Consider the following 19426-nt stretch of genomic DNA (forward strand, 5'->3'; position numbering starts at 1 on the left):
TCTCTCGTCAGTCCAGGGGGAAGCGGGCCGGGGGTTCGCCCGCGATCAGGGGGATGCGGTCGCCCGCGCACTCCGGCAGGTGAGGCGGCGGCGGGCCGGGGAAGAAGCGCTCCACCGGGTGACCGCTCAGCACGGCCCAGAAGTCGTGCCGGGTCGTTGTCGCGGTGTTGACGGGGTCGTTGTCGCGGAAGGTGTAGGGGGCGTACGCCAGGCGGCGCGGGTCGGGCTGGGTGAAGCGGCCCCAGTGGCCGTTGTAGAGGTGGTCGTCGAGCACGTGCGCGCTGCGCAGCAGCTGGTAGGCGCCCAGGAACCGCAGCGGGTTCAGGGCGGCGGCCGGGCCCTCGGCGGTGACGGCGCCGTGGGGGGTGTAGCGGTAGCGGGCGGTGATCTCGCCTTCGGCGCCGACCAGGGCCGCCACCGAGCCCTGGTGGTCGGTCACGATCCAGTGGTGCGCTCCGCCGGGGGCCGTCAGGGCGATCGGCGTCCCGTCGGGAAGGCGCACCAGGTCGGTGGGCGCGCCGTCGTCGACGACGCGCAGCAGTCCCAGCTCCGACCAGGTCAGCACGTGGGTGACGGTCCGGCCGTCGACGGTGGTCTCGGTGATCCGGCGCGGGGCGCGCTGGTCGAGGCCGTCGTAGGAGACGTCCACGACCCGGACCCCGCCGAAGACGCCGGTGAGGGTCTGGTGGGTGGGGCTGTAGGCGAACGAGCCGGTCGGGTTGACCTCCTCGACGAAGTCGCCCGCGCCGTCGTAGGTGAACTCGGTGTCGCCGAAGCGGGTCACCTGCCCGGCCGCGTTGAGCGTGAAGGCGACCTGGCCCAGTCTGACCAGGTTGTGCGCGTGGTCGTAGGCGTACTCCGTCGCGCCCGCGCGCACCAGGCGGCCCAGCTCCTCGTAGGCGAAGTCGACGGCCGCGCCGTCGATCTCGGCGGTGCGCAGCAGGCCGCCCTCGTAGGCGTAGCGGGTGGTCAGGAGCGGTTCGCCGTCGGGGCCGCGCACGGTGAGCGCGGTCCGGCGGCCCGACGCGTCGTGCTCGATCTCCTGTACGGCCGTCCCCAGGTCCACCCGGACCCGCCGCCCGGCGGCGTCATGGGTGAGGCGGGCGACGTGCCCGGCCGGGGTGGTCACCGTCGCGAGCCGCCCGAGGTCGTCGTAGGCGTAGGACGTGGTGCCGCCGGGGGTGGTGACGGCGAGCAGGTCGCCGTCGGGGGAGTGGTCGTAGCGCACCTCCTCGGCCGGTTCGCCGTCGGCGGTGCGGACCGACCGGCTGATCCGGGGGCCGCGGCCGGTCCGGGCCCAGGTGTGGGCGTACGACCAGCCGGGGCCGGAGCGGCGGGTGACCCGCCCGAGGGCGTCGTGGGAGTACGCGGCCAGGACCGTGCCGGTCGCCTCGTCGACGACCTCGGCCAGGCGTCCGGCCGCGTCGTGCCGGTAGCCGACCGTGCGCCCGTCGCCGCCGGTGACGGCGGTGACCCGCGACAGGCCGTCGTAGGCGTAGCGGACCGGGCCGAGCGGCGCGGGCGGGGTGACGGTGGTCAGGTTCCCGGCGGCGTCGTAGCCGAAGGAGGTGGTGTGGCCGTTGCCGTCGGTGAACGTCAGCGGGCGGCCGTGCACCGGGTGGTAGGTGCGGATGTCGAGGGGTTCGTCCCGGCCGGGCGTCAGGGCGCGCACCGGGCGGCCCTCCTCGTCGGTGTCCAGCCGCAGTTCGCGGCCCGCCGGGTCGCGCAGGACGGTGCGCGGGCCGTACTCCGCGCCGCTCTCCTCCCCGGTGGGCAGCCGCAGCGTGGTCAGCCGGCCCTCGTGGTCGTACGCGCGGGTGACGACGCCGCCGAGGGGGTCGGTCTCCTCGTGGAGGAGGTCGTCGTCGGTCCAGGCCCAGCGGCGTCCGTCGCCGAGCGCGACCAGGCGGCCTTTCTCGTCGAAGTCGTGGACGGTCACCCGCCCGGCGGCGTCGGTCACCGTCGTGCGGCCGGGGGAGTAGGCGAGGGCGAGCCGGCCGCCGCCCCAGTCGAGCGTGGTCACCGCCCGCCCCTCGTACCCGAAGGTCAGCGTGCCGCCGGTGGGGTCCTCCAGGGTGGTCAGGCGGTCGTCGTCGTCCCAGCGGAAGAGGGTCGCCGCGCCGGCGGCGTCGGTGTGCCGGACGGGCCGTCCGGCCAGGTCGTACAGGAACACGGCGGCCTGCGCGCCCAGCGGGTCGACGATCTTCGTGATCAGGCCTCCGGTGTCGCGGTGCAGGGTGACGACGCGGCCCTGGTCGTCGACGACGACGGGTTCGCCCGTCCGCCCCCGGACCGGCGCGGGGTCGAGCCGCCAGCCGGGCCCGAGCCCGGCCTCGTGCCGGGAGTCGCCCCGGTACTCGCTCACCAGCCGCAGATGGGCGCGGGTCCCCGCCACCACCAGGTCCAGCAGGCGCACGACCGGCGTGCCGTCGCGCAGGTCGACCAGCACCTCGGCGGCGTCGCCGAGGGGGACGCGGCGGACCGCGTGGCGGGCGTGGACGTCCCGGAGTGTGGACACAGGCTGTTCACCCCTCGAATCGGCCGGCATGGCGAGCCTCATCTTTGGCCCCGTTTCTAAAGCGCGACTTAACGCCCCCAGAATCCGGTTCGCGGCAATTTGCCGGGATGTTTCGTGCCCGGTCAGCGGGCGAAGGGCCTCCGGCGCGGCCGTTCCGGACAGGGACTATCCCGGTATTCCGATGGCGCGCTAATCGGACGGGCCGCGATGGTTGGTTATGCTATTCCCTAATTCCAGTAGGTTTTGTATAGAAACCTTGGGGAGGCTTCCGCGAAGATGACGGTCACCGTTCGCGCTCAGGAGATCCGGCGTCCCGCCCTCGTCAGACACGTGGAGTTCGACCGCCTGACCCATCTGGTCCGGGCCGCGCGCGACCGCCACGGCCGGGTCGCCGAACTGACCGGCGACCCCGGCGCGGGCAAGTCGTGGCTGCTCGACGGCCTCGCGGCGGGGGCCCGCCGGGACGGCGTCACGGTGTGGTCCGGCCGCTGCTCCGAAGCCGGGGCCGACCAGCCCTTCCACCCCTTCCTCCAGGCCCTGGCCGCCTGGCGCGGGCCCGGGGGCCGCATCGTGCCCGCCGCCGCGACGCTGATCGACGTGCTCGGCGCGGCCGGGGACGCCGGGACCACCTCGTTCGACGGCCGCCACCAGCTCTTCGTCACGGTGCGCCGGGGGCTGGCCGACTGCCTGGCCGCCGCGCCCGGCGACGTGCTGCTGCTCCTCGACGACGTCCACTGGGCCGATCCGCTCTCCGTCGCGCTGCTGGAGATGCTCATCCGGCGTCCCGTCGACGGCCCGCTGAGCACCGTCGTCGCCCACCGGCCCCGCCAGTCGCCGGTCCGGTTGCGCTCGGTGCTCGACCTCGGGGGCGTCGCCTCCGTCGCGCTGGGCCCGCTGAGCTACGGCCAGTCGGCCCGGCTGCTCGACGGCCTGGCGCCCGAGACGCTCCAGAACCTGCACGACGACGCCATGGGCAACCCGCTCTACCTCACGGCCCTGGCCGGTCAGCAACGCCCGGCCGACGACGGCGGCACCTGGACCCGCGGCAGCCTCGGCGCCCGGCTCCTGGCCGAGACCGAGCCGCTGCCGGAGGGCGCCCGGCTGGTGCTCGACGCTGCGGCCGTGCTCGGCGACGTCCTCGACGTCGGCGCGGTGGCCGCCGTGGCCGGGGTCGACCTCGACGTCGCCTGCCGGGTGCTGACCGAACTCCGGCGGCGCGACCTGATCAGGCCCGTCCCGGGCAGTCCCGGCACGCTCACCTTCCGCCACCCGCTCGTCCGGCTCGCCCTGTACGGCGCCGTCGACCCCTGCTGGCGGTCGGCGGCGCACGGCAGGGCCGCCCGGCACCTGTCGGCCACCGGAGCGCCGCCCGCCGAGGTGGCCCGGCACGCCGAACGCTCCGGCATCCTCTCCGCCGACCCCGCGCTCCTGGTGGCCGCCGTCCACGACGCGCTGCGCCACGGCCGCCCGGCCGAGGCCGCCCACTGGGTGAGTTCCGCGCTGCGGGTGCACCGCGCCCACGGCGCCGAACCCGGCCCCGCGTTGTGGCGGCCGGTCGTGCGCGCGCTGGCCGCCACGGGCGACGCCGCCGGGGTGCGCGAGCTGGCCAGGCAGGTGCTCGGCGGCCCGGCCGGCGCCCGCTCCGTCGCCTTCCTGTCGTCGGTGACCGCCGCGCTCGGCGACGCGGGGGAGGCGCAGGCGCTCGTCCTGGCCGAGCTGACCGCGCGGGGCGACGCCGATCCGGCCGCCCGCGCCCTGCTGAACGTGCAGGCCCAGTTCTCCAAGGTGCTGGCCGGGCAGACCCCGGCCCGCGCCGACGTCGAGGCGCTGGCCCGCGACGCCGCCCACGAGGACCGCGTCACGAGGGCGGGCCGGCTGGCCCTGCTCGGCATGTGCATGGTCATCGGAGGCCACACCGCACGGGCCGCCGAGCCGCTGCGGGCCGCCGCCCGGCTGCTCGACGGGGCGGAGACGCCGGCGGGCTCCCGGGAGGGCGGCCACCTGCTCGTGCTGGCGTGGGCCGAGGCGCTCATGGGGTGGTACGACCAGGCCCGCGTCCACGCCGAACGGGCCCTGTCGGGGGCCCGCGAACGCGGCGAGGCGCACCTGATGGCCCCGCTGCTGGGCACCCTCGGCTACGTCCTGTTCCACATGGGCCGGCCCGCCGACGCGCACACCGTGTCGCTGGAGGCGCGCTCGGTCGCCCACCGCATCGGCCGCGACGACCACGTCGGCCTGGCCGACGCGCTGATCGCCGCCTCCTGGGCCCGGCTCGGCCGCCCCACCCTGCCGAACGGCCGCGACGACGACCCCGTCGCGGCCAGGACCCCGATCAACGCCCTGCTGTTCGCCGAGGCGGCGCTGACGGGCGGCGAACCCGGCCGCGCGCTGGCGCTGCTGCTCCCCTACGAGCCGGAGCCGGGCGACCTGCCCGAGCAGGTGCCCGAGCCGGTCCAGGTCTACGCGGCCTGGTGCTATGAGCTGCTGGCCGCGGCGACCCTGCGCGCCGACGACGGCCAGCACGCCCGCGTCGCCCGCTGGGCCGAGGCCGCCGCCGACGCCGCGGTCGCCGTCGGGCTGCCGGAGGCCGCCGGATACGCCCGGCTGGCCAAGGGCCACGTGTTCGCGCGGGCCCGCCGGTGGGAACCGGCCGCCCGCTGCTACGAGGAGGCGCTGGCCCTGCTCGGCGACGGCCCTCCGGGGGGCGCGCGGGCCCGTGACCTCGCCCGCGCGGCCGTCCACCACCTGGCCCTCGGCCCGCAGGCGGGCCTGGGCGAGCTGACCAGCCGCGAACGCGAGGTCGCCGACCTCGCGGGAGAAGGCCTGAAGACCAAGGACATCGCCGAGCGCCTGCGCATCAGCCCCCGCACGGTCGACGTCCACCTCAACCGCATCTACGCCAAGCTGGGCGTCGGCTCCCGCGCCGCGCTGGTGCGCCTGCTCAGCGTGTCGGAACCGCCCGGACCAGGTCCGCGATGAGGCGCGCCGTGCCGGGGGCGTCGTCGGCGATGAAGAAGTGGCCGCCGGGGAACACCCGCAGGTCGAATCCGCCGGTCGTGTGGTGCCGCCAGGCCGCGACGTCGTCGACCGGCGCCTCCTCGTCCCGTTCGCCCGCGAAGGCGGTGACCGGGCAGGAGACCGCCACGCCCGGCGTGTCGCGGTAGCCCGCCAGGGCCAGGTGGTCGGCGCGCAGCGCGGGCAGCACCAGCTCCAGCACGTCGGGGTCGGTGAGGCGGTGGGCGTCCGTGCCGCCCAGCGCCCGCACCCGCGCCACGAGGGCGGCGTCGCCCGACGGCTCGGGGGAGGGCCGCCACCGCGACGGCGCGCGGCGGCCCGAGAGGATGAGACGGGCGGGCGCGCCGGGCCGGCCCTCCAGACGGGCCGCGACCTCGTAGGCGAGGGAGGCCCCCATGCTGTGGCCGAGGAACACGCGCGGCCGGGCCGGCGGCCCGGCGAGCACCTCGGCCAGCCGGTCGGCGAGCGTGTGCAGGTCGGTCACCGGCGGTTCGCGGTGGCGGTCCTGGCGGCCGGGATACTGCACCGCCAGCGTCTCGATCCCGGGGGCCAGCAGCGCCGACAGCGGATACCAGTACGCCGCCGCGCCGCCCGCGTGCGGGAAGCAGACCAGCTCCGCCGAGGCCGAGGGGCTCGCGTGGTAGCGCCGCAGCCAAATGCCGGCGGCGGACGGGGTGGTCAACTGGCCGCCCGCAGGTCGAGCAGGGCGTCGGAGGTCAGGATCGCGTGGTGCAGCCGCCGCAGCGCCGGGCACGGCTGCACCCCGAGCTCGGCCTGCAGCACCTGCTGCGCCGTGCGGTAGACCTGGAGCGCGTCGGCCTGCCGCTCCGACCGGTAGAGGGCCAGCATGAGCTGCCGGTAGAACGACTCCCGGAGCGGGTGCTGCGTGATCAGGCCGTTCAGCGGGCCGATCACCTCGCGGTGCCGTCCGAGCGCGGTGCGCGCCTCGATCGAGAGCTCCAGGCAGTCGAGCCGCTCCTCCTCGGCCCACGCGGCGAACGCGGCCAGCACCGGCCCCTCGGGCAACTGGTCGAGCACCGGCCCGCGCACCAGCCGCAGCGCCTCCTCGAACTGGGCGAGCGCCTCCTCGTACCGCCCGGCCTGGAGGAAGAGCCGGCCGTGGCCGACCGCCCGCTGGAAGTCGGCCACGTCGTACTCGGCGTCCCGCAGCCGCAGCACGTAGCCGGACGACCGGGTGACGATCGCGTCCCCCTCGCCGTGCCCGGCGGCGGCCAGGAACTTGCGGAGCTGGGAGATGTAGACGTGCAGCGCCGCCGAGGCCCGCTGGGGCGGCGACTCCCCCCACAACTCGGTGATGAGCTGCTCCTTGGTCGTGACCCACTCCGCCCTGACGAGCAGGATGGCCAGGGTCGTCTCCATCTTCGGAGCGCTGAGGAAATGGGACTCCCGGCCGTCGGACACACGGAGCGGCCCAAGCAGTTCGTAACGCATCGGCACCTCTGGCGGCAGTGGACTGATGTCCTCCACCCTGTTCGGCCGGGCCGCTCCGCACATCAGCGAAACTACGTATATCCCCTAAAAACCTACGTATTTTGTAGGGAAATCAGAGCAGGGCGGCGGCCGCGCTCTCCAGCGCCGCCAGGTGCTCGTCGACGGTGCGCAGGCCCGCCTTCATCGTGTTGACGCTGACGTGGGTCGCGCCGTGCGCCCGCCACTGCCCGGCCGCCTCGGCGAGCGCGTCCTGGTCGGGGGTCCAGCGGAGGCGGCCGTCCATCCCGATGGCGGCCGGGTCGCGGCCCGCCTCGGCGGCGGCCCGCTCGACGGCCGCCTTCGCCTCCTCCAGGCCGGGGCCCGGCTCCATCTGCGGGAACCAGCCGTCGGCCAGGCGGCCCGCCCGCCGGTACGCCGGAGCGGACTGCGCCCCGAACCAGATCGGGATCGGCCTCTGTGCCGGCAGCGGGGCCAGCCCGGCCCCCGTCACCCGGTCGAACTCCCCGCCGAAGCTGAGCGACCGCTCGGTCCAGAGCCGCCGCATCAGCGCGACCTGCTCCTCGATCCGCCGGCCCCGGGTGGTGAAGTCCTGGCCGAGGGCCTCGTACTCGACCCGGTTCCAGCCCAGCCCCACCCCGAGCCGCAGCCGCCCGCCGGTCAGCAGGTCGACCTCGGCCGCCTGCTTGGCCAGCAGCGCGGTCTGCCGCTGCGGCGCGATGATGATCGCGCTCACCATCTCCAGCGAGGTCAGCGCCGCCAGGTAGCCGAACAGCACCATCGGCTCGTGGAAGGCGGTGTCCACGTCGTAGGGGCCCTCCCATCCTTCGTGGACGTCCGGATCGGCCCCCAGCACGTGGTCGTACGCCATCACGTGCCGGAACCCGAGTTCCTCCACCCGCTGCCCGTAGGCGCGCACCGCGCCGACGTCCGGGCCGATCTCGGTCTGGGGGAAGACGACGCCGATCCGCATGTCCGCTCCTTCGTATGGCCTGATGTCGATCATCATTCCGCGTTCGGGTCAGGCCATACCCGCCAGCTTGTAGAGGACCAGCGACCCCGCGACCGCGACGTTGAGGCTGGCGCCGATCCCGATCATCGGGATCTCCACCACGTCGTCGAGCAGGTCGAGGGCCTCCGGCGGGATGCCGTCCTGTTCGTGCCCGAGGACGGCGACGGTCGGCCGCCGCGCCATCGGCAGGTCGGCCAGCCTGATCGCGTTCTCGGCCAGCTCGACCCCGAGCACGTTCGCCCCGGCCGCCCGCCGCTCCGCGAGCCACGAAAGGGGCCGCACCCAGTGGACGCAGGCCGGCCGCCGCAGCGTGTTCCCCCGGCCCAGCGCCTCGGGCACCCACGGCAACCGGGGCACCGCCAGGCAGGCGCCCACGGCGTCACACGTGCGGAGAAGGGTGCCCAGGTTGGCGCTGTGCAGGGGCCAGAGCGGGGCGGCGTACAGATGCCCGAGACATCCCGGCGGACGACGGCGCCGCTGTCGTACCGAACCGTCATCTCCCGCGCACGACCACGAGGGGGCAGGGCGCGACGTGCAGCAGGGCCTGGCTGACCGACCCAAGCACCATCCCGGCCAGCACCCCGCGTCCCCGCGACCCGACGACCAGGAGCCCGGCCTGGGCGGCGGCGTGACGCAGCACGTCCACCGGGCTGCCCTCCACCACCTCCGTCCGCACCCGGACGTCCGGGAAGATCTCCCGGCGGCCCGCCAGGGCCTCGGCCAGGGCCCGTTCGCTCGCCTCCGGCCCGCCGAGGGGGTCGCGCCAGTTCCACGCGGTGACGGCGCGCAGCTCGGCGTCGCGGACGGCGGCCTCGCGGAAGGCGAAGTCGAGCACCGCGGTCTGCGCCGCCGACCCGTCGACCCCGACGACGACCTCGGGACGGGGACCGGCCGCCGAGGCCCGCACCACGACCACGTCACAATGCGCGTGCCCGGCCACGCCCAGGGCGACCGACCCCACCAGGAGGCCGCGCAGCGCCCCCATGCCCGAGTCGCCGACGACGAGCAGGTCGGCGTCCTCGGAGACCTCGATGAGCTCCCGCCGGGGATCGCCGCCCAGCAGGGAGGTCTCGACGGCGACCGTCCCGACCACCCGCCGGGCGGCGGCCGCCGCCTCCGCGAGGGCGCTCTTGCCGCCGTTGCGCATCCACGCGCCGATGTCGGCGACCGCGCCGGTCGGGCCGTCGTGCAGGCACCACGCCGGGACGACGTTCACGAGCCGCAGCGGCACCGCGCGGACGACCGCCTCCCGGGCCGCCCACTCCACCGCCAGCACACCGGGCCGCAGCCCGTCGACCCCCACGACGATCACGGTGTCCATGTGATCACACGGATTGGCGGACGTCGGGGACCTGCGAGTCGTCGTCGCGCACGCCGTGCCGTGGTGCAATGTGATCGATTCGCGACCCGCCACCTTCGGAGAGGCGTCATGCGTACACGAGGAGTGCTCTCAGCCGTTCTGCTCGCGGTCCTGTTCACCGCCCAGCCCGCCCACGCGATCCCGGCGAAGACCCCGCCGCTGTCGACGCCGTGGACGAGCCAGGCCCTCACCGGCACGCCCCTGCCCGACTACCCCCGCCCGCAGATGACCCGCCCCGACTGGCAGAACCTCAACGGGGAGTGGCAACTGCGCCAGTCGGCCACCGATGACGCCCCGCAGTTCGGCGTCACGCTGCCCGAACGCGTCAACGTCCCGTTCGCCGTCGAGTCGGCCCTCTCGGGGGTCATGCGCCCGGCGAACGACAACCGCTACTACCTCTTCTACCGGCGCACCTTCACCGTCCCGCCGGCCTGGACCGGCCGCCGGGTGCAGCTGCACTTCGGCGCGGTCGACTGGGAGGCGAGCGTCTGGGTCAACGGCCGCGCGATGGGCACCCACCGGGGCGGCTACGACCGCTTCGAGTTCGACGTCACCGACGCGCTCAACGGCGGCGTCAACGAACTCGTCGTCAAGGTGTACGACCCCACCGACTCGGCCCACAACGGCAGCCACCCCCTGATCGGCAAGCAGACCCGCACCCCGTCGAACATCTTCTACACCCCGGTCTCGGGCATCTGGCAGACCGTCTGGCTCGAACCCACCCCCGCGGCCTCGATCTCCGGCGCCGACCTGTACGCGAACCTCGCCACGAACTCGCTCCGGGTCCGCGTCCTCACCCGGGGGAACGTCAGCGGCCACACGGTGCTGGCCGAGGCGATGAACGGCACGACCGTGGTCGGCACCGCCACCGGCGGCTTCACCGAGTTCAGCGTCCCGGTCCCGAACGCCCGCCGCTGGACCCCCGACGACCCCTTCCTCTACAACCTGCGCCTGACCCTCCGGAACGCCTCGGGCCAGACCATAGACCGGACGACGCACTACTTCGGCATGCGCGAGGTCGGCACCCGCGTGGTCAACGGCGTGCTGCGCCCGACCCTGAACGGCGAGTTCGTCTACCACCTCGGCACCCTCGACCAGGGCTACTGGCCCGACGGCCTCTACACCGCACCCACCGACGCCGCGCTCGCCTTCGACCTGCAGAAGCACAAGGACCTCGGCTTCAACATGGTCCGCAAGCACATCAAGGTCGAACCCCAGCGCTGGTTCTACCACGCCGACCGCCTCGGCCTCCTGGTCTGGCAGGACATCCCGTCGATGACGGCCGCCAACAAGGACGTCTCGCCCGCGGCCGCCGCCCAGTTCGAGACCGAGGTCCGCGAGATCGTCGACGAACACCGCAGCTCGCCGGCCGTCGTCACGTACGTGCCGTTCAACGAGGGCTGGGGCGAGTGGAACCTGACCGACACCCGGCGCGTCATCCAGAACCTCAAGAACCAGGACCCCACCCGCCTGGTCAACGGCCACAGCGGCTTCAACTGCTGCGCCAGCCTGGGCGACCCCGGTAACGGCGACATGATCGACTGGCACGCCTACACGGGCCCGGACGCACCCGACCCGTCCGCGACCCGCGTCTCGATCCTCGGCGAGTTCGGCGGCCTGGGCCTGCGCACCTCCGGCCACGAGTACAGCCCGCACGGCGGCTTCTTCGCCTACGAACAGCAGTCCAGCGCCGCCCAGCTGAACGACCGCTACACGGGCATGGTCCGCGACCTGCGTGAACTCGTCGTGAAGAAGGGCCTGAGCGGCTCGGTCTACACCGAGATCACCGACCTGGAGGGCGAGTACAACGGCCTGCTGACCTACGACCGCCGCGTCCAGAAGGTCGACACCGCCCAGGTCCGCGCCGCCCACCAGTCCCTGCTGGCCGTGGCCGGGAACCAGAACGCGACCCCCAACCTGAAGATCGGCCACGTGAGGTCGTTCCGCGTCACCACGACGGGTTACACCGACCGCTACCTCCGCCACGCGAACTCGCTGGCCCGCACCGACGTCCTGACCACCGGGAGCGGAGACGGCCCGCGCCAGGACGCCTCCTTCCGCACCGTCCCCGGCCTGTCCGACCCGCGCTGCTACTCCTTCGAGTCGGTCAACCAGCCCGGCCGCTACCTGCGGCACGCCGCCTCGATCGTCCGCCTGGACGCCGACACCGGCGGCCCCTTCGCCGCCGACGCCACCTGGTGCTCCCGCCCCGGCCTGGCGGGCGGCGGCACGTCGTTCGAGTCGGCCAACCAGCCCGGCCGCTACCTGCGCCACGCGAACGCGCAGGTCCGCATCGACCCCGACACCGGCGGATCCTTCGCCGCCGACGCGACCTGGGACGTCTCGGCTCCGGCGTTGTGGCGCAGCAGCACCCTGCTCCCGGTGGACGTACGCCGCTCCCTCCAGGTCCAGACCTGGGGCTTCACCAACCGCTACCTCCGCCACGCCGACAGCCTCGGCTTCACCGAGGTCGTGGACGCGGGCAGCAGCGCCCTGCTGAAGAACGACGCGACGTGGACGATCCGCCGCGGCCTCGCCGACACCAGCTGCTACTCGCTGGAGTCGGTCAACTTCCCGGGGAGATACCTGCGCCACGCGGCCTCCCGCGTGCGGATGGACGCCCACGACGGCAGCGCCCTCTTCGCCCAGGACGCGACGTGGTGCGCGCGGCCCGGACTGCAGGGCGGGGGAGTGACCCTGGAGTCGATCAACTACCCCGGCTCCTACCTGCGGCATTTCGACGCGCAGACCTGGTCGGCCAACGGGACCGGCGGGTCGTGGAACCGCCCGCAGACCCTGACGGCCGACAGCACGTGGAATCTGGCGAATCCCTGGGCACCGATGTAGAGAACCCGGCGGTGGCTCCGACTCACCCTCGAAAGCACACCGAAGGAGAGACGACATGAAGTTCCTCTTGATCATGCACATGAACCCACGCCTCTGGGACGGCCTCACGGAGCAGCAGCGTGAGGAGGTGATGGCCGGCCACGGAGAGTTCATGGAGGCGATCACCAAGTCCGGCGAGATGGTCGGCACCGCCGCACTGGCCGACCCGGCGCAGAGCGCCGTGGTCACGGTCCGGGGCGGCATCCCGGTGGTGACCGACGGCCCGTTCCTGGAGACGAAGGAGTTCTTCGGCGGCTACTACATGGTCGAGGTCGAGAACCGGGAGCGGGCGCTGGAACTGGCGGCCCTCATCCCCGACGCCGGCGTCGAGGGAATGGGCGTGGAGGTACGGCCGGTGGTCTTCGCGCAGTGACGTCCGCGAGGGGCCTCCCGGATGACCCCGGGAGGCCCCTCGCCGTCAGGCGTCGAGCGTCCGGCGCAGGGCGTCGAGGCCCCCGCTCAGCACCCGGTGGACGACCTCGACCGCCTCCTCTTCGCTGACGCCCTCCGGGGTGAACGTGCCCGTCCACTCGACGCGCGACCTCTCCGGTTCGCCGGGCACCTCGTGGACCGCGATGGTGGCCCGGTAGTCCCGCACGGGCAGCCGCAGCTCGCCCGCGGAGTAGCCGTAGGTGCGGGCCCGCTCGTCGAAGTGTTGCAGGCGCTCGACGATGACGACGCCGTCCCTGGTGGTGAGCCTGCGGACGCGGCCACCTTCCAGCAGCTCGCTGCCCGTGATGGAGGGCAGCCAGTCGGGTAACGAACCGAAGCCGCCCATGAGCCCCCAGACACGGTCGGGGGAGGCGGCGAGGTCGGCGGACGCGGTGGTGCTGGCCATGGTGGTCTCCTGGAAGCCGTGGGTGCTGCGGTGGGTGCGCTCCCGTGAGTATCGATTCCTCCTTGACAGGAGAAAAGGGTCATGGCGAACCTGGACCACCTTGATCAATAAGCCCTGCCCATGGAGTCGTGACGCCGGATGGAATTCAACGTACTGGGGACGTTGCAGGTCATCCGGGACGGCGGTGAGGTCTCCCTCGGCGACGCCCGCAAGCTGCGGCTGACGCTCGCCGTCCTGCTGGCCGGGGCCGGGCGGCCCCACTCGGCCGAGGCGCTGGTCGAGGCGGTCTGGGGCGACCGGCCGCCCGCCTCGGCGCGGCACAACCTCTACCTGTACGTCCACCGGCTGCGCCGGACCCTGGGCGACGACGTGGTGACACGCGGGCCCGGCGGCTACACCCTCCACGCCCCCGGGCTCGACGCCCGCCGCTTCCGCGACCTGACGGCCCAGGGTGAGGCGGCGCTGGAGGCCGGAGAGGCGGAACTGGCCGCCAAGAGGCTGGGCGAGGCCCTGCGGATGTGGCGGGGCGAGGCGTTCGAGGGGTTCGCCGACTGCCCGCCGGTCGCCGAGGCCGCCGGTGCCCTCGAAGAGGCCCGGCTCGCCGCGGCGGAGTCCTGGGCGGCCGCCATGCTGCGGGCCGGTCGTCCCGGTGAGAGCGTCGCCGAGCTGACCGAGCTGGTCCGGCGGCATCCCTTCCGCGAGGGGCTGCGCGGCCACCTGATGCTGGCGCTCTACCGGTCCGGGCGGCAGGCCGAGGCGCTGGAGGGCTTCCACGAGGCCAGGGAGGTGCTCGACCGGGAGCTCGGCGTCGAACCCGGCCTCGATCTGCGGCGGCTGCACGAGGCGATGTTGCGTGGGGACGAGGAGCTGATCCCCCTGCCGTCCGACAGCGGTGAGTGCCCGTACAGAGGACTGGCGGCCTTCCAGGCGGCGGACGCCGCCTGGTTCTTCGGGCGGGAGGCGCTGCGCGACCGGCTGGTCGGCCTGTCGGACCGGCTGCCGCTCGTGGCGGTGTACGGCGCCTCGGGCAGCGGCAAGTCGTCGCTGCTGCGGGCCGGACTGCTCGGGGCCCGGCCGGACGGCGTGCTGGTCACGCCGGGGGAGCACCCGCTCGCCGAGGTGCCGGAGGAGACCGGCGTGCTGCTGGTCGTCGACCAGTTCGAGGAGGTCTTCACCCTCTGCGCCGACGAGGCGGAGCGGCGCGCGTTCGTGGCCCGGCTGCTGGAGCCCGGGCGGCGGGTGGTGCTGGGCGTCCGGGCCGACTTCCTGGGGTGGCTGACCCGCTATCCCGACCTGGTCGAGGCGCTCGCCGGCGAGGCCCAGGTACTGGTGGGGCCGCCGTCGACGGCCGAGTTGCGGGACATCGTCGTCGGCCCGGCCGCGCGGGCGGGGCTGCGGGTGCAGCCCGAGATGCTGGCCGAGATCGTGGCGGCCGCCGTCGCCGAACCGGGCGGGCTGCCGCTCGTCTCGCACGCCCTCCTGGAGACCTGGCGGGCCCGCGAGGGCACCCTGCTCAGCCTGGAGGCCTACCACGGCACCGGCGGCGTCGCCGGGGCCATCGCCCAGACCGCCGAGCAGGTGTACGCCGACCTCGGCCCCGAGGAACGCCAGGTCGCCCGGCAGATCTTCCTGCGGTTGTCGGCCCTGGGGGAGGGCACCGAGGACACCCGCCGCCCGGTCGCCTCCACCGAACTGGTCGGCATCGCCGCCGAACCGGTCGTCACCGGCGTGCTGCTGCGGCTGGCCGCCGCCCGGCTGGTCACCCTCGGCGAGGGCTCGGCCGAGGTCGCGCACGAGGCGCTGATCCGGAACTGGCCCCGGCTGCGCGGCTGGCTCACCGACGACCGCGCGGCGCTGCTGGTGCACCGGGGCGTCACCGAGGCCGCCCGGCTCTGGGACGACCATCGCCGCGACCCCGGCATGCTCTACCGGGGGTCGCGGTTGTCCTCGGCCCTGACGTGGGCCGAGGAGCACCCGGGCGAGCCGAACACACTGGAGGCCGCCTTCCTGGCCGCGTCCCGGTCCGCCGAGCAGGACGAGATCGTCGCGGTGCGCCGTCGTAACCGGCTGCTCAAGCGGCTGGTCGCCGGGATCGCGGCGCTGCTCCTGCTGGCCTTCGTCAGCGGCGGCGTCGCGGTCGGCCAGGGCCGCGAAGCCGAGCGCCAGCAGCACATCGCGGCCTCCGGCCGGTTGTCGCTGACGGCCCGGTTCCTGCTCGACACCGACCCGGGCCTGGCGGGCCTGCTCGCCGTCGCCGCCCACCGCCTCACGTCCGACGCCGAGACGGTCGGCGGGGTGCTGAGCGTCGCGGCGGCGGCCCGGCGGCGGGTCGAGGTCAAGCCTGACGGCCCCGGCGTCTACGCGCTGGCGTTCAGCCCCGACGGCGGCATGATGGCCGCCGCCGGGGTCGACGGCACCGTCGCCGTGTGGGACCGGAACCACCGCAGGATCGCCACCCTCAAAGACCATCTGACCGACGTGCCGCTCTACGTCAGGAGCGCCGCCTTCAGCGGCGACGGGCGCTACCTCGCCTCGACCGCCCGCGAACCGGTCGCGAAGGGGGCCCGCGGCTCGGTCGTCGTCTGGGACACCACCACGATGAAGGCCGTCTTCACCGAACGGCTCACCGAACTCACCCCCGCCATGGCCTTCGCCACCGACGGCCGCACGGTCGCGGTCGGCCACGACGACGGCACCGTCGAGATGTGGACGCTGCCCGCCCGCACCCGCCGTTCGATCGACACGGGCGGGCCGTCGATCGGCTCACTGGCCTTCGGCGCGGGCAACTCGCTGCTGGTCGCCACCGGACCGGAGCAACCGGTCGTGCTGGACGTCCGCACCGGCCACCGCCACGCCGAGGTGCCCACCCGGCGGGTGCACCGGGTGATCGTCTCGGGCGAGACGCTGGTCACCGCCTCCGACAGCGGCGGGGCCAGGTTCTGGCGGCTGACCCGCGACGAGGTCACCTCCCTGTTCGCGCTGCCGACGAGCGGCCCCTACGCGTGGGAGGTGTCCGCGCCGGCCGGCGACCGGGTGGCGGTGGCCGACGAGGACGGGATGATCACCGTCTGGGACCTGACCCGCAGGCGACCCGTGGAGACCTACCTCGACCGCAGCCGCGCCGAGACCAGGGCCCTGGCCCTCAGCGCCGACGGCTCCCGGCTCGCCTCGGGCGGCATGGGCCCGTCGATCGTGATCCGCGAGCACGCGGTCCCGCTCTTCGGCGGCCACGACCAGGCCGTCAACGACCTCCAGATCAGCCCCGACGGCACGACCGTCGCCTCGGCCGGCAGCGACCGGACCGTCCGCCTCTGGGACCTGACCGGGCGCCCCCTCGCCCTCCTCGACGGACATCCCGACCAGGTCAGGTCGATCGCCTACAGCCCCGACGGCCGCGTGCTGGCGGCCGTCGGCCGCGACCACAGCCTCACCCTGTGGGACGTCCCCACCCTGCGGCGGCTGAGCGAGACGCACTACGCGGGCACGGGCGCCACCACCAGCGTGGCCTTCGACCCCTCGGGCCGCACACTGGTGACGACCGCGATCAGCCGGTTCCGCTGGGACGTCACCGACCCCGCCGAACCCAAGCAGGCGCCGTTCGACGCCCCGCCCTACCTGTCGACCGTGGTCGCCTACAGCCCCCGCGACCCGCTCCTGGTCTCCGTCGGCCCGTCGGACATGCTGCTGCTCTGGAACACCGCCACGGACAAGGAGATCTCCCGGGTACGACCCGGCCACGGGTCGATCCTGGACGTCGCCTTCAGCCCCGACGGAACGATGATCGCCACGTCGGGCGCCGACCGGACCGTCAAACTGCACGACCCGGCCGGCCGGACCGTCGACACCCTGACCGGACACACCGCCCCCGTGCACGCCGTCGCCTTCAGCGCCGACGGACGGCTGCTCGCCTCGGCCGGGGAGGACCGCACGATCATCGTGTGGGACCTGGCCGGCCGACGCCCCTTCGCCCGGCTGACCGGCCCCACCCTGCCCGTCAAGGCGCTCGCCTTCACCCCGTCGGGCGAACTGATCAGCGGCGACGACTCCGGCCGCATCATCCGCTGGTCCCTCGACCCCGCCGAGGCGGCGGCCCGGTTGTGCCGGGAGTCCGGACGCGACCTCACCGCCGCCGAGTGGGACACCTACGCCGCCGGGCTCCCCCGTCAGGTGACCTGCGGTTGATCAGCAGGCGCGCAGCCCCGGCGTCCAGCCGCCCACGTTGGTGGTGAGCTGGCCGTAGCGCGTCGGCTCCCCGTCCAGGCGCAGCTTGTAACTGCCGTAGAGGCCGGACACCCTGACATACCGCGCGTAGCCGTAGGGGACGGTGGAGTGCCAGAAGTACTGTCCGGTGCCGACGTCCTGGAGCTTGATGCCCAGGGTCGTGCCGCCGAGCGGCCCCGGGCAGTTCGTGGCGATGACCATGAGGTCGTGGCTGCCCGAGTTGGCGGCCACGGTCCCCGTCGTGCACGTGGTCCAGAACAGCGGGATGGAACAACTCGAACTGGCGGCCATCGCGGGAGGCGCCGCTCCGAGGAGAAGCGCCGAGATCGCCCCGGAGACGACGGCCAGCTTGTGGATCTTGCGCATTCCGCTCCTTCAGGTCGGTTGAGCTGACGGGCGGAACGCTGGGCCATCGGCTTATACGCGAGCTATATCGGCTGGTGTCGATGGGTGGAGCCCCCGGTCTTTGCCCGGAGCGGAGTGCCGATCCCGCACCGGCGGGGCATGAACTACGCGCTCTCGCCCTGGTCAGCCCCGCCGCGCCGCTCCCCGGCGGCGTCTGACGGCACCCGATCCACCCGCACCGCCCCGACGACCTCAGGAGAACGACCATGGCATCGACCTCGGTCAGCCGCGTCCTGCCCGCCTCCCCGCAGCAGGTCTGGGACCTCATCGGCGGGTTCCACGCCCTGCCCGACTGGCTCCCGTACATCCCCGAGAGCACCATGCTCCACGGTGGCCTCGTCCGCCGCCTGGTGACCCCGGACGGCGGGGTGATCGTGGAGCGCCTGCTGAGCTTCAGCGACGCCGAACGCCACTACAGCTACGCCATCCTCGAATCGCCCTTCCCCGCCATCGGCTACGTCGCCACCCTGCGGGTCTACCCGATCCCCGGCCGCGAGGACGCCGCCGAGGCGTTGTGGTCCGGATGCTTCACCCCGGAGGGAGTGAGCGACAGGGAGGTGGTCGACCTGTTCACCACCATCTACCGCGACGGCCTGGAGGCCCTCCACGACACGCTGGCGAACCGAACCCCCTGACCGGGTCACTCCGCGACGGAGATGTACGGTCCCGCCCGGCGGTCGTGCGGTTCGGAGAGGTCGATCTCGACCCCGGGCAGGGCGGCGCGGAGGCGTTCGCCCATGGGCTCGGAGACGAAGTGGTGGTGCAGGTCGAGCCGGCGCAGGTGGGTGAGGGGCTGGCCGGTCAGCAGGGCCTCGACTCCGTCGTCGGTCAGGCTGCCCATGGCCAGGCTGAGCTCCTCCAGCCGGGAGACGACCGGCGCGGCGGCGAGGGCGGCTGCCACCTCGTCCTGGAACTCGCAGTCGCACAGGCCCAGTCGCCGCAGCGCGGGCAGGCCGGTGCCGTCGAGGATGCCTGCGAGGTCGCCCAGCGTCGCGCCGCCGCCGTATTCGGGCGTGCCGAGCCACAACTCCAGGTGCTCCAGCGCGGGCAGCTCGCTGTCTCCGATCGCCCGCACGACCCCTTCGGGCAGCCCCCCGGTCTCGAACCGCAGGATCCTGAGCGACGCGTGGCTGACGGGCTTCAGCTCAAGACCCTCACCGCCCCGGACGTCCAGCCGCTCCAGCAGGGGGAAGGCCTCCAGGATCGGCGTGATGTCGCCCTGGGCGATCCAGGAGATCTGGTATTCGGGATCGGTGCAGCCGAGGAACAACGATCGTAAGCGGGGGAGCCGGTGGGCGTTGGCGGCGAGCACCGCCGGCGCGTGGCGGGCGCTGATCCCGGGGGCCACGATGGCCCCGATTCGCGACCCGTCGGCGACGGCGAGCAGATCCTCCAGCCCCGCGGCGTATCCGGCCTCGTCGGCCTCCTCGTACATCTCAGCGCCGTGCAGGGGCCAGGCCACAAGGGCGGGATCGGCTTTGACGCGGCCGTCGAGCAGCCGATATCCGGCGACGGGGAGCCCGGCGAAGGTCTCCCGGTGGGCACCCATCCTGTCGACGTCGTAGAACCCGGATTCAGGCACGAACGTCTCCCCGCAGTCGCGCGGGTCGGCCGCTCTCCCGCGATAGTGCGCGTCGAGATATCGGTCGTATTCGCGGTCGTCGGCGTATATCTCGTCGCCCTGGAAGATCATGCGCCATCCTTACCAGGAATGGCCGACAA

14 protein-coding genes are annotated in these 19426 nt (G+C 73.9%); 5 read left to right on the forward strand and 9 right to left on the reverse strand.

The genetic code is table 11. The annotated features are described in order from the left end of the window. Positions 1 to 7: 7 nt before the first annotated feature. Positions 8 to 2518: an RHS repeat protein gene (locus GT755_RS40840; RefSeq protein ID WP_161483967.1), complete on the reverse strand. Its 2511-nt coding sequence runs from the start codon at positions 2516 to 2518 to the stop codon at positions 8 to 10. A gap of 276 nt (positions 2519 to 2794) precedes the next feature. On the opposite strand from GT755_RS40840, the gene GT755_RS35580 reads away from it, so the two are divergent. Next, positions 2795 to 5497, forward strand: a complete 2703-nt coding sequence (locus GT755_RS35580; protein WP_161483968.1) for an ATP-binding protein — start codon at positions 2795 to 2797, stop codon at positions 5495 to 5497. Here GT755_RS35580 and GT755_RS35585 read toward each other — a convergent pair. The 5 genes from GT755_RS35585 to GT755_RS35605 all read right to left on the reverse strand — a co-directional run bounded on the left by GT755_RS35585 (position 5460) and on the right by GT755_RS35605 (position 9315). Next, on the reverse strand, positions 5460 to 6215 hold the full coding sequence (locus tag GT755_RS35585) for a thioesterase II family protein (protein WP_161483969.1): 756 nt from the start codon (positions 6213 to 6215) through the stop codon (positions 5460 to 5462). The two genes, GT755_RS35580 and GT755_RS35585, sit on opposite strands and share 38 nt — an antisense overlap. Next, positions 6212 to 6985 carry an AfsR/SARP family transcriptional regulator gene (locus GT755_RS35590; protein WP_161483970.1) on the reverse strand — a complete coding sequence of 258 codons (774 nt, stop codon included), beginning with the start codon at positions 6983 to 6985 and terminating at the stop codon, positions 6212 to 6214. The genes GT755_RS35585 and GT755_RS35590 overlap by 4 nt, the downstream gene beginning before the upstream one ends. A gap of 112 nt (positions 6986 to 7097) precedes the next feature. After that, on the reverse strand, positions 7098 to 7955 hold the full coding sequence (locus GT755_RS35595) for an LLM class F420-dependent oxidoreductase (protein ID WP_161483971.1): 858 nt from the start codon (positions 7953 to 7955) through the stop codon (positions 7098 to 7100). A 48-nt stretch (positions 7956 to 8003) separates the two neighbouring features. Further along, positions 8004 to 8555, reverse strand: a complete 552-nt coding sequence (locus GT755_RS35600) for a TrmH family RNA methyltransferase (RefSeq protein ID WP_161483972.1) — start codon at positions 8553 to 8555, stop codon at positions 8004 to 8006. After that, positions 8488 to 9315, reverse strand: coding sequence for a universal stress protein (locus tag GT755_RS35605; RefSeq protein ID WP_202610927.1), 828 nt, complete (start codon positions 9313 to 9315; stop codon positions 8488 to 8490). Before GT755_RS35605 ends, GT755_RS35600 begins: the two co-directional genes overlap by 68 nt. Positions 9316 to 9423: 108 nt before the next feature. On the opposite strand from GT755_RS35605, the gene GT755_RS35610 reads away from it, so the two are divergent. Both GT755_RS35610 and GT755_RS35615 read left to right on the forward strand, forming a co-directional pair. Beyond that, complete coding sequence (locus GT755_RS35610; protein WP_161483973.1) at positions 9424 to 12201, forward strand: AbfB domain-containing protein; 2778 nt, start codon at positions 9424 to 9426, stop codon at positions 12199 to 12201. 55 nt (positions 12202 to 12256) lie between these two features. Further along, positions 12257 to 12613: a YciI family protein gene (locus GT755_RS35615; protein ID WP_161483974.1), complete on the forward strand. Its 357-nt coding sequence runs from the start codon at positions 12257 to 12259 to the stop codon at positions 12611 to 12613. A 45-nt stretch (positions 12614 to 12658) separates the two neighbouring features. Here the strand turns inward: GT755_RS35615 and GT755_RS35620 are convergent, their stop codons facing one another. Continuing rightward, positions 12659 to 13078, reverse strand: coding sequence for an SRPBCC family protein (locus GT755_RS35620; protein ID WP_161483975.1), 420 nt, complete (start codon positions 13076 to 13078; stop codon positions 12659 to 12661). Positions 13079 to 13216: 138 nt separating this feature from the next. Here GT755_RS35620 and GT755_RS35625 point away from each other — a divergent pair, with 138 nt between their 5' ends. Further along, entirely contained in the window at positions 13217 to 17260 is a 4044-nt protein-coding gene (locus GT755_RS35625) for an nSTAND1 domain-containing NTPase (RefSeq protein WP_161483976.1), read from the forward strand. Here GT755_RS35625 and GT755_RS35630 read toward each other — a convergent pair whose 3' ends face one another. Further along, the gene (locus GT755_RS35630; protein ID WP_161483977.1) at positions 17261 to 17665 is read right to left on the reverse strand and encodes a hypothetical protein; all 405 of its coding nucleotides are present in this window, start codon (positions 17663 to 17665) and stop codon (positions 17261 to 17263) included. 245 nt (positions 17666 to 17910) lie between these two features. Here GT755_RS35630 and GT755_RS35635 point away from each other — a divergent pair, with 245 nt between their 5' ends. Continuing rightward, on the forward strand, positions 17911 to 18339 hold the full coding sequence (locus tag GT755_RS35635; RefSeq protein ID WP_161483978.1) for an SRPBCC family protein: 429 nt from the start codon (positions 17911 to 17913) through the stop codon (positions 18337 to 18339). Positions 18340 to 18344: 5 nt separating this feature from the next. On the opposite strand, the gene GT755_RS35640 is transcribed toward GT755_RS35635, so the two are convergent. Then, positions 18345 to 19397, reverse strand: a complete 1053-nt coding sequence (locus GT755_RS35640) for an STM4015 family protein (protein WP_235968144.1) — start codon at positions 19395 to 19397, stop codon at positions 18345 to 18347. Positions 19398 to 19426 lie beyond the last annotated feature (29 nt).

The sequence above is a fragment of the Herbidospora solisilvae genome (assembly GCF_009901565.1).
Taxonomy (GTDB): Bacteria; Actinomycetota; Actinomycetes; order Streptosporangiales; family Streptosporangiaceae; genus Herbidospora; species Herbidospora solisilvae.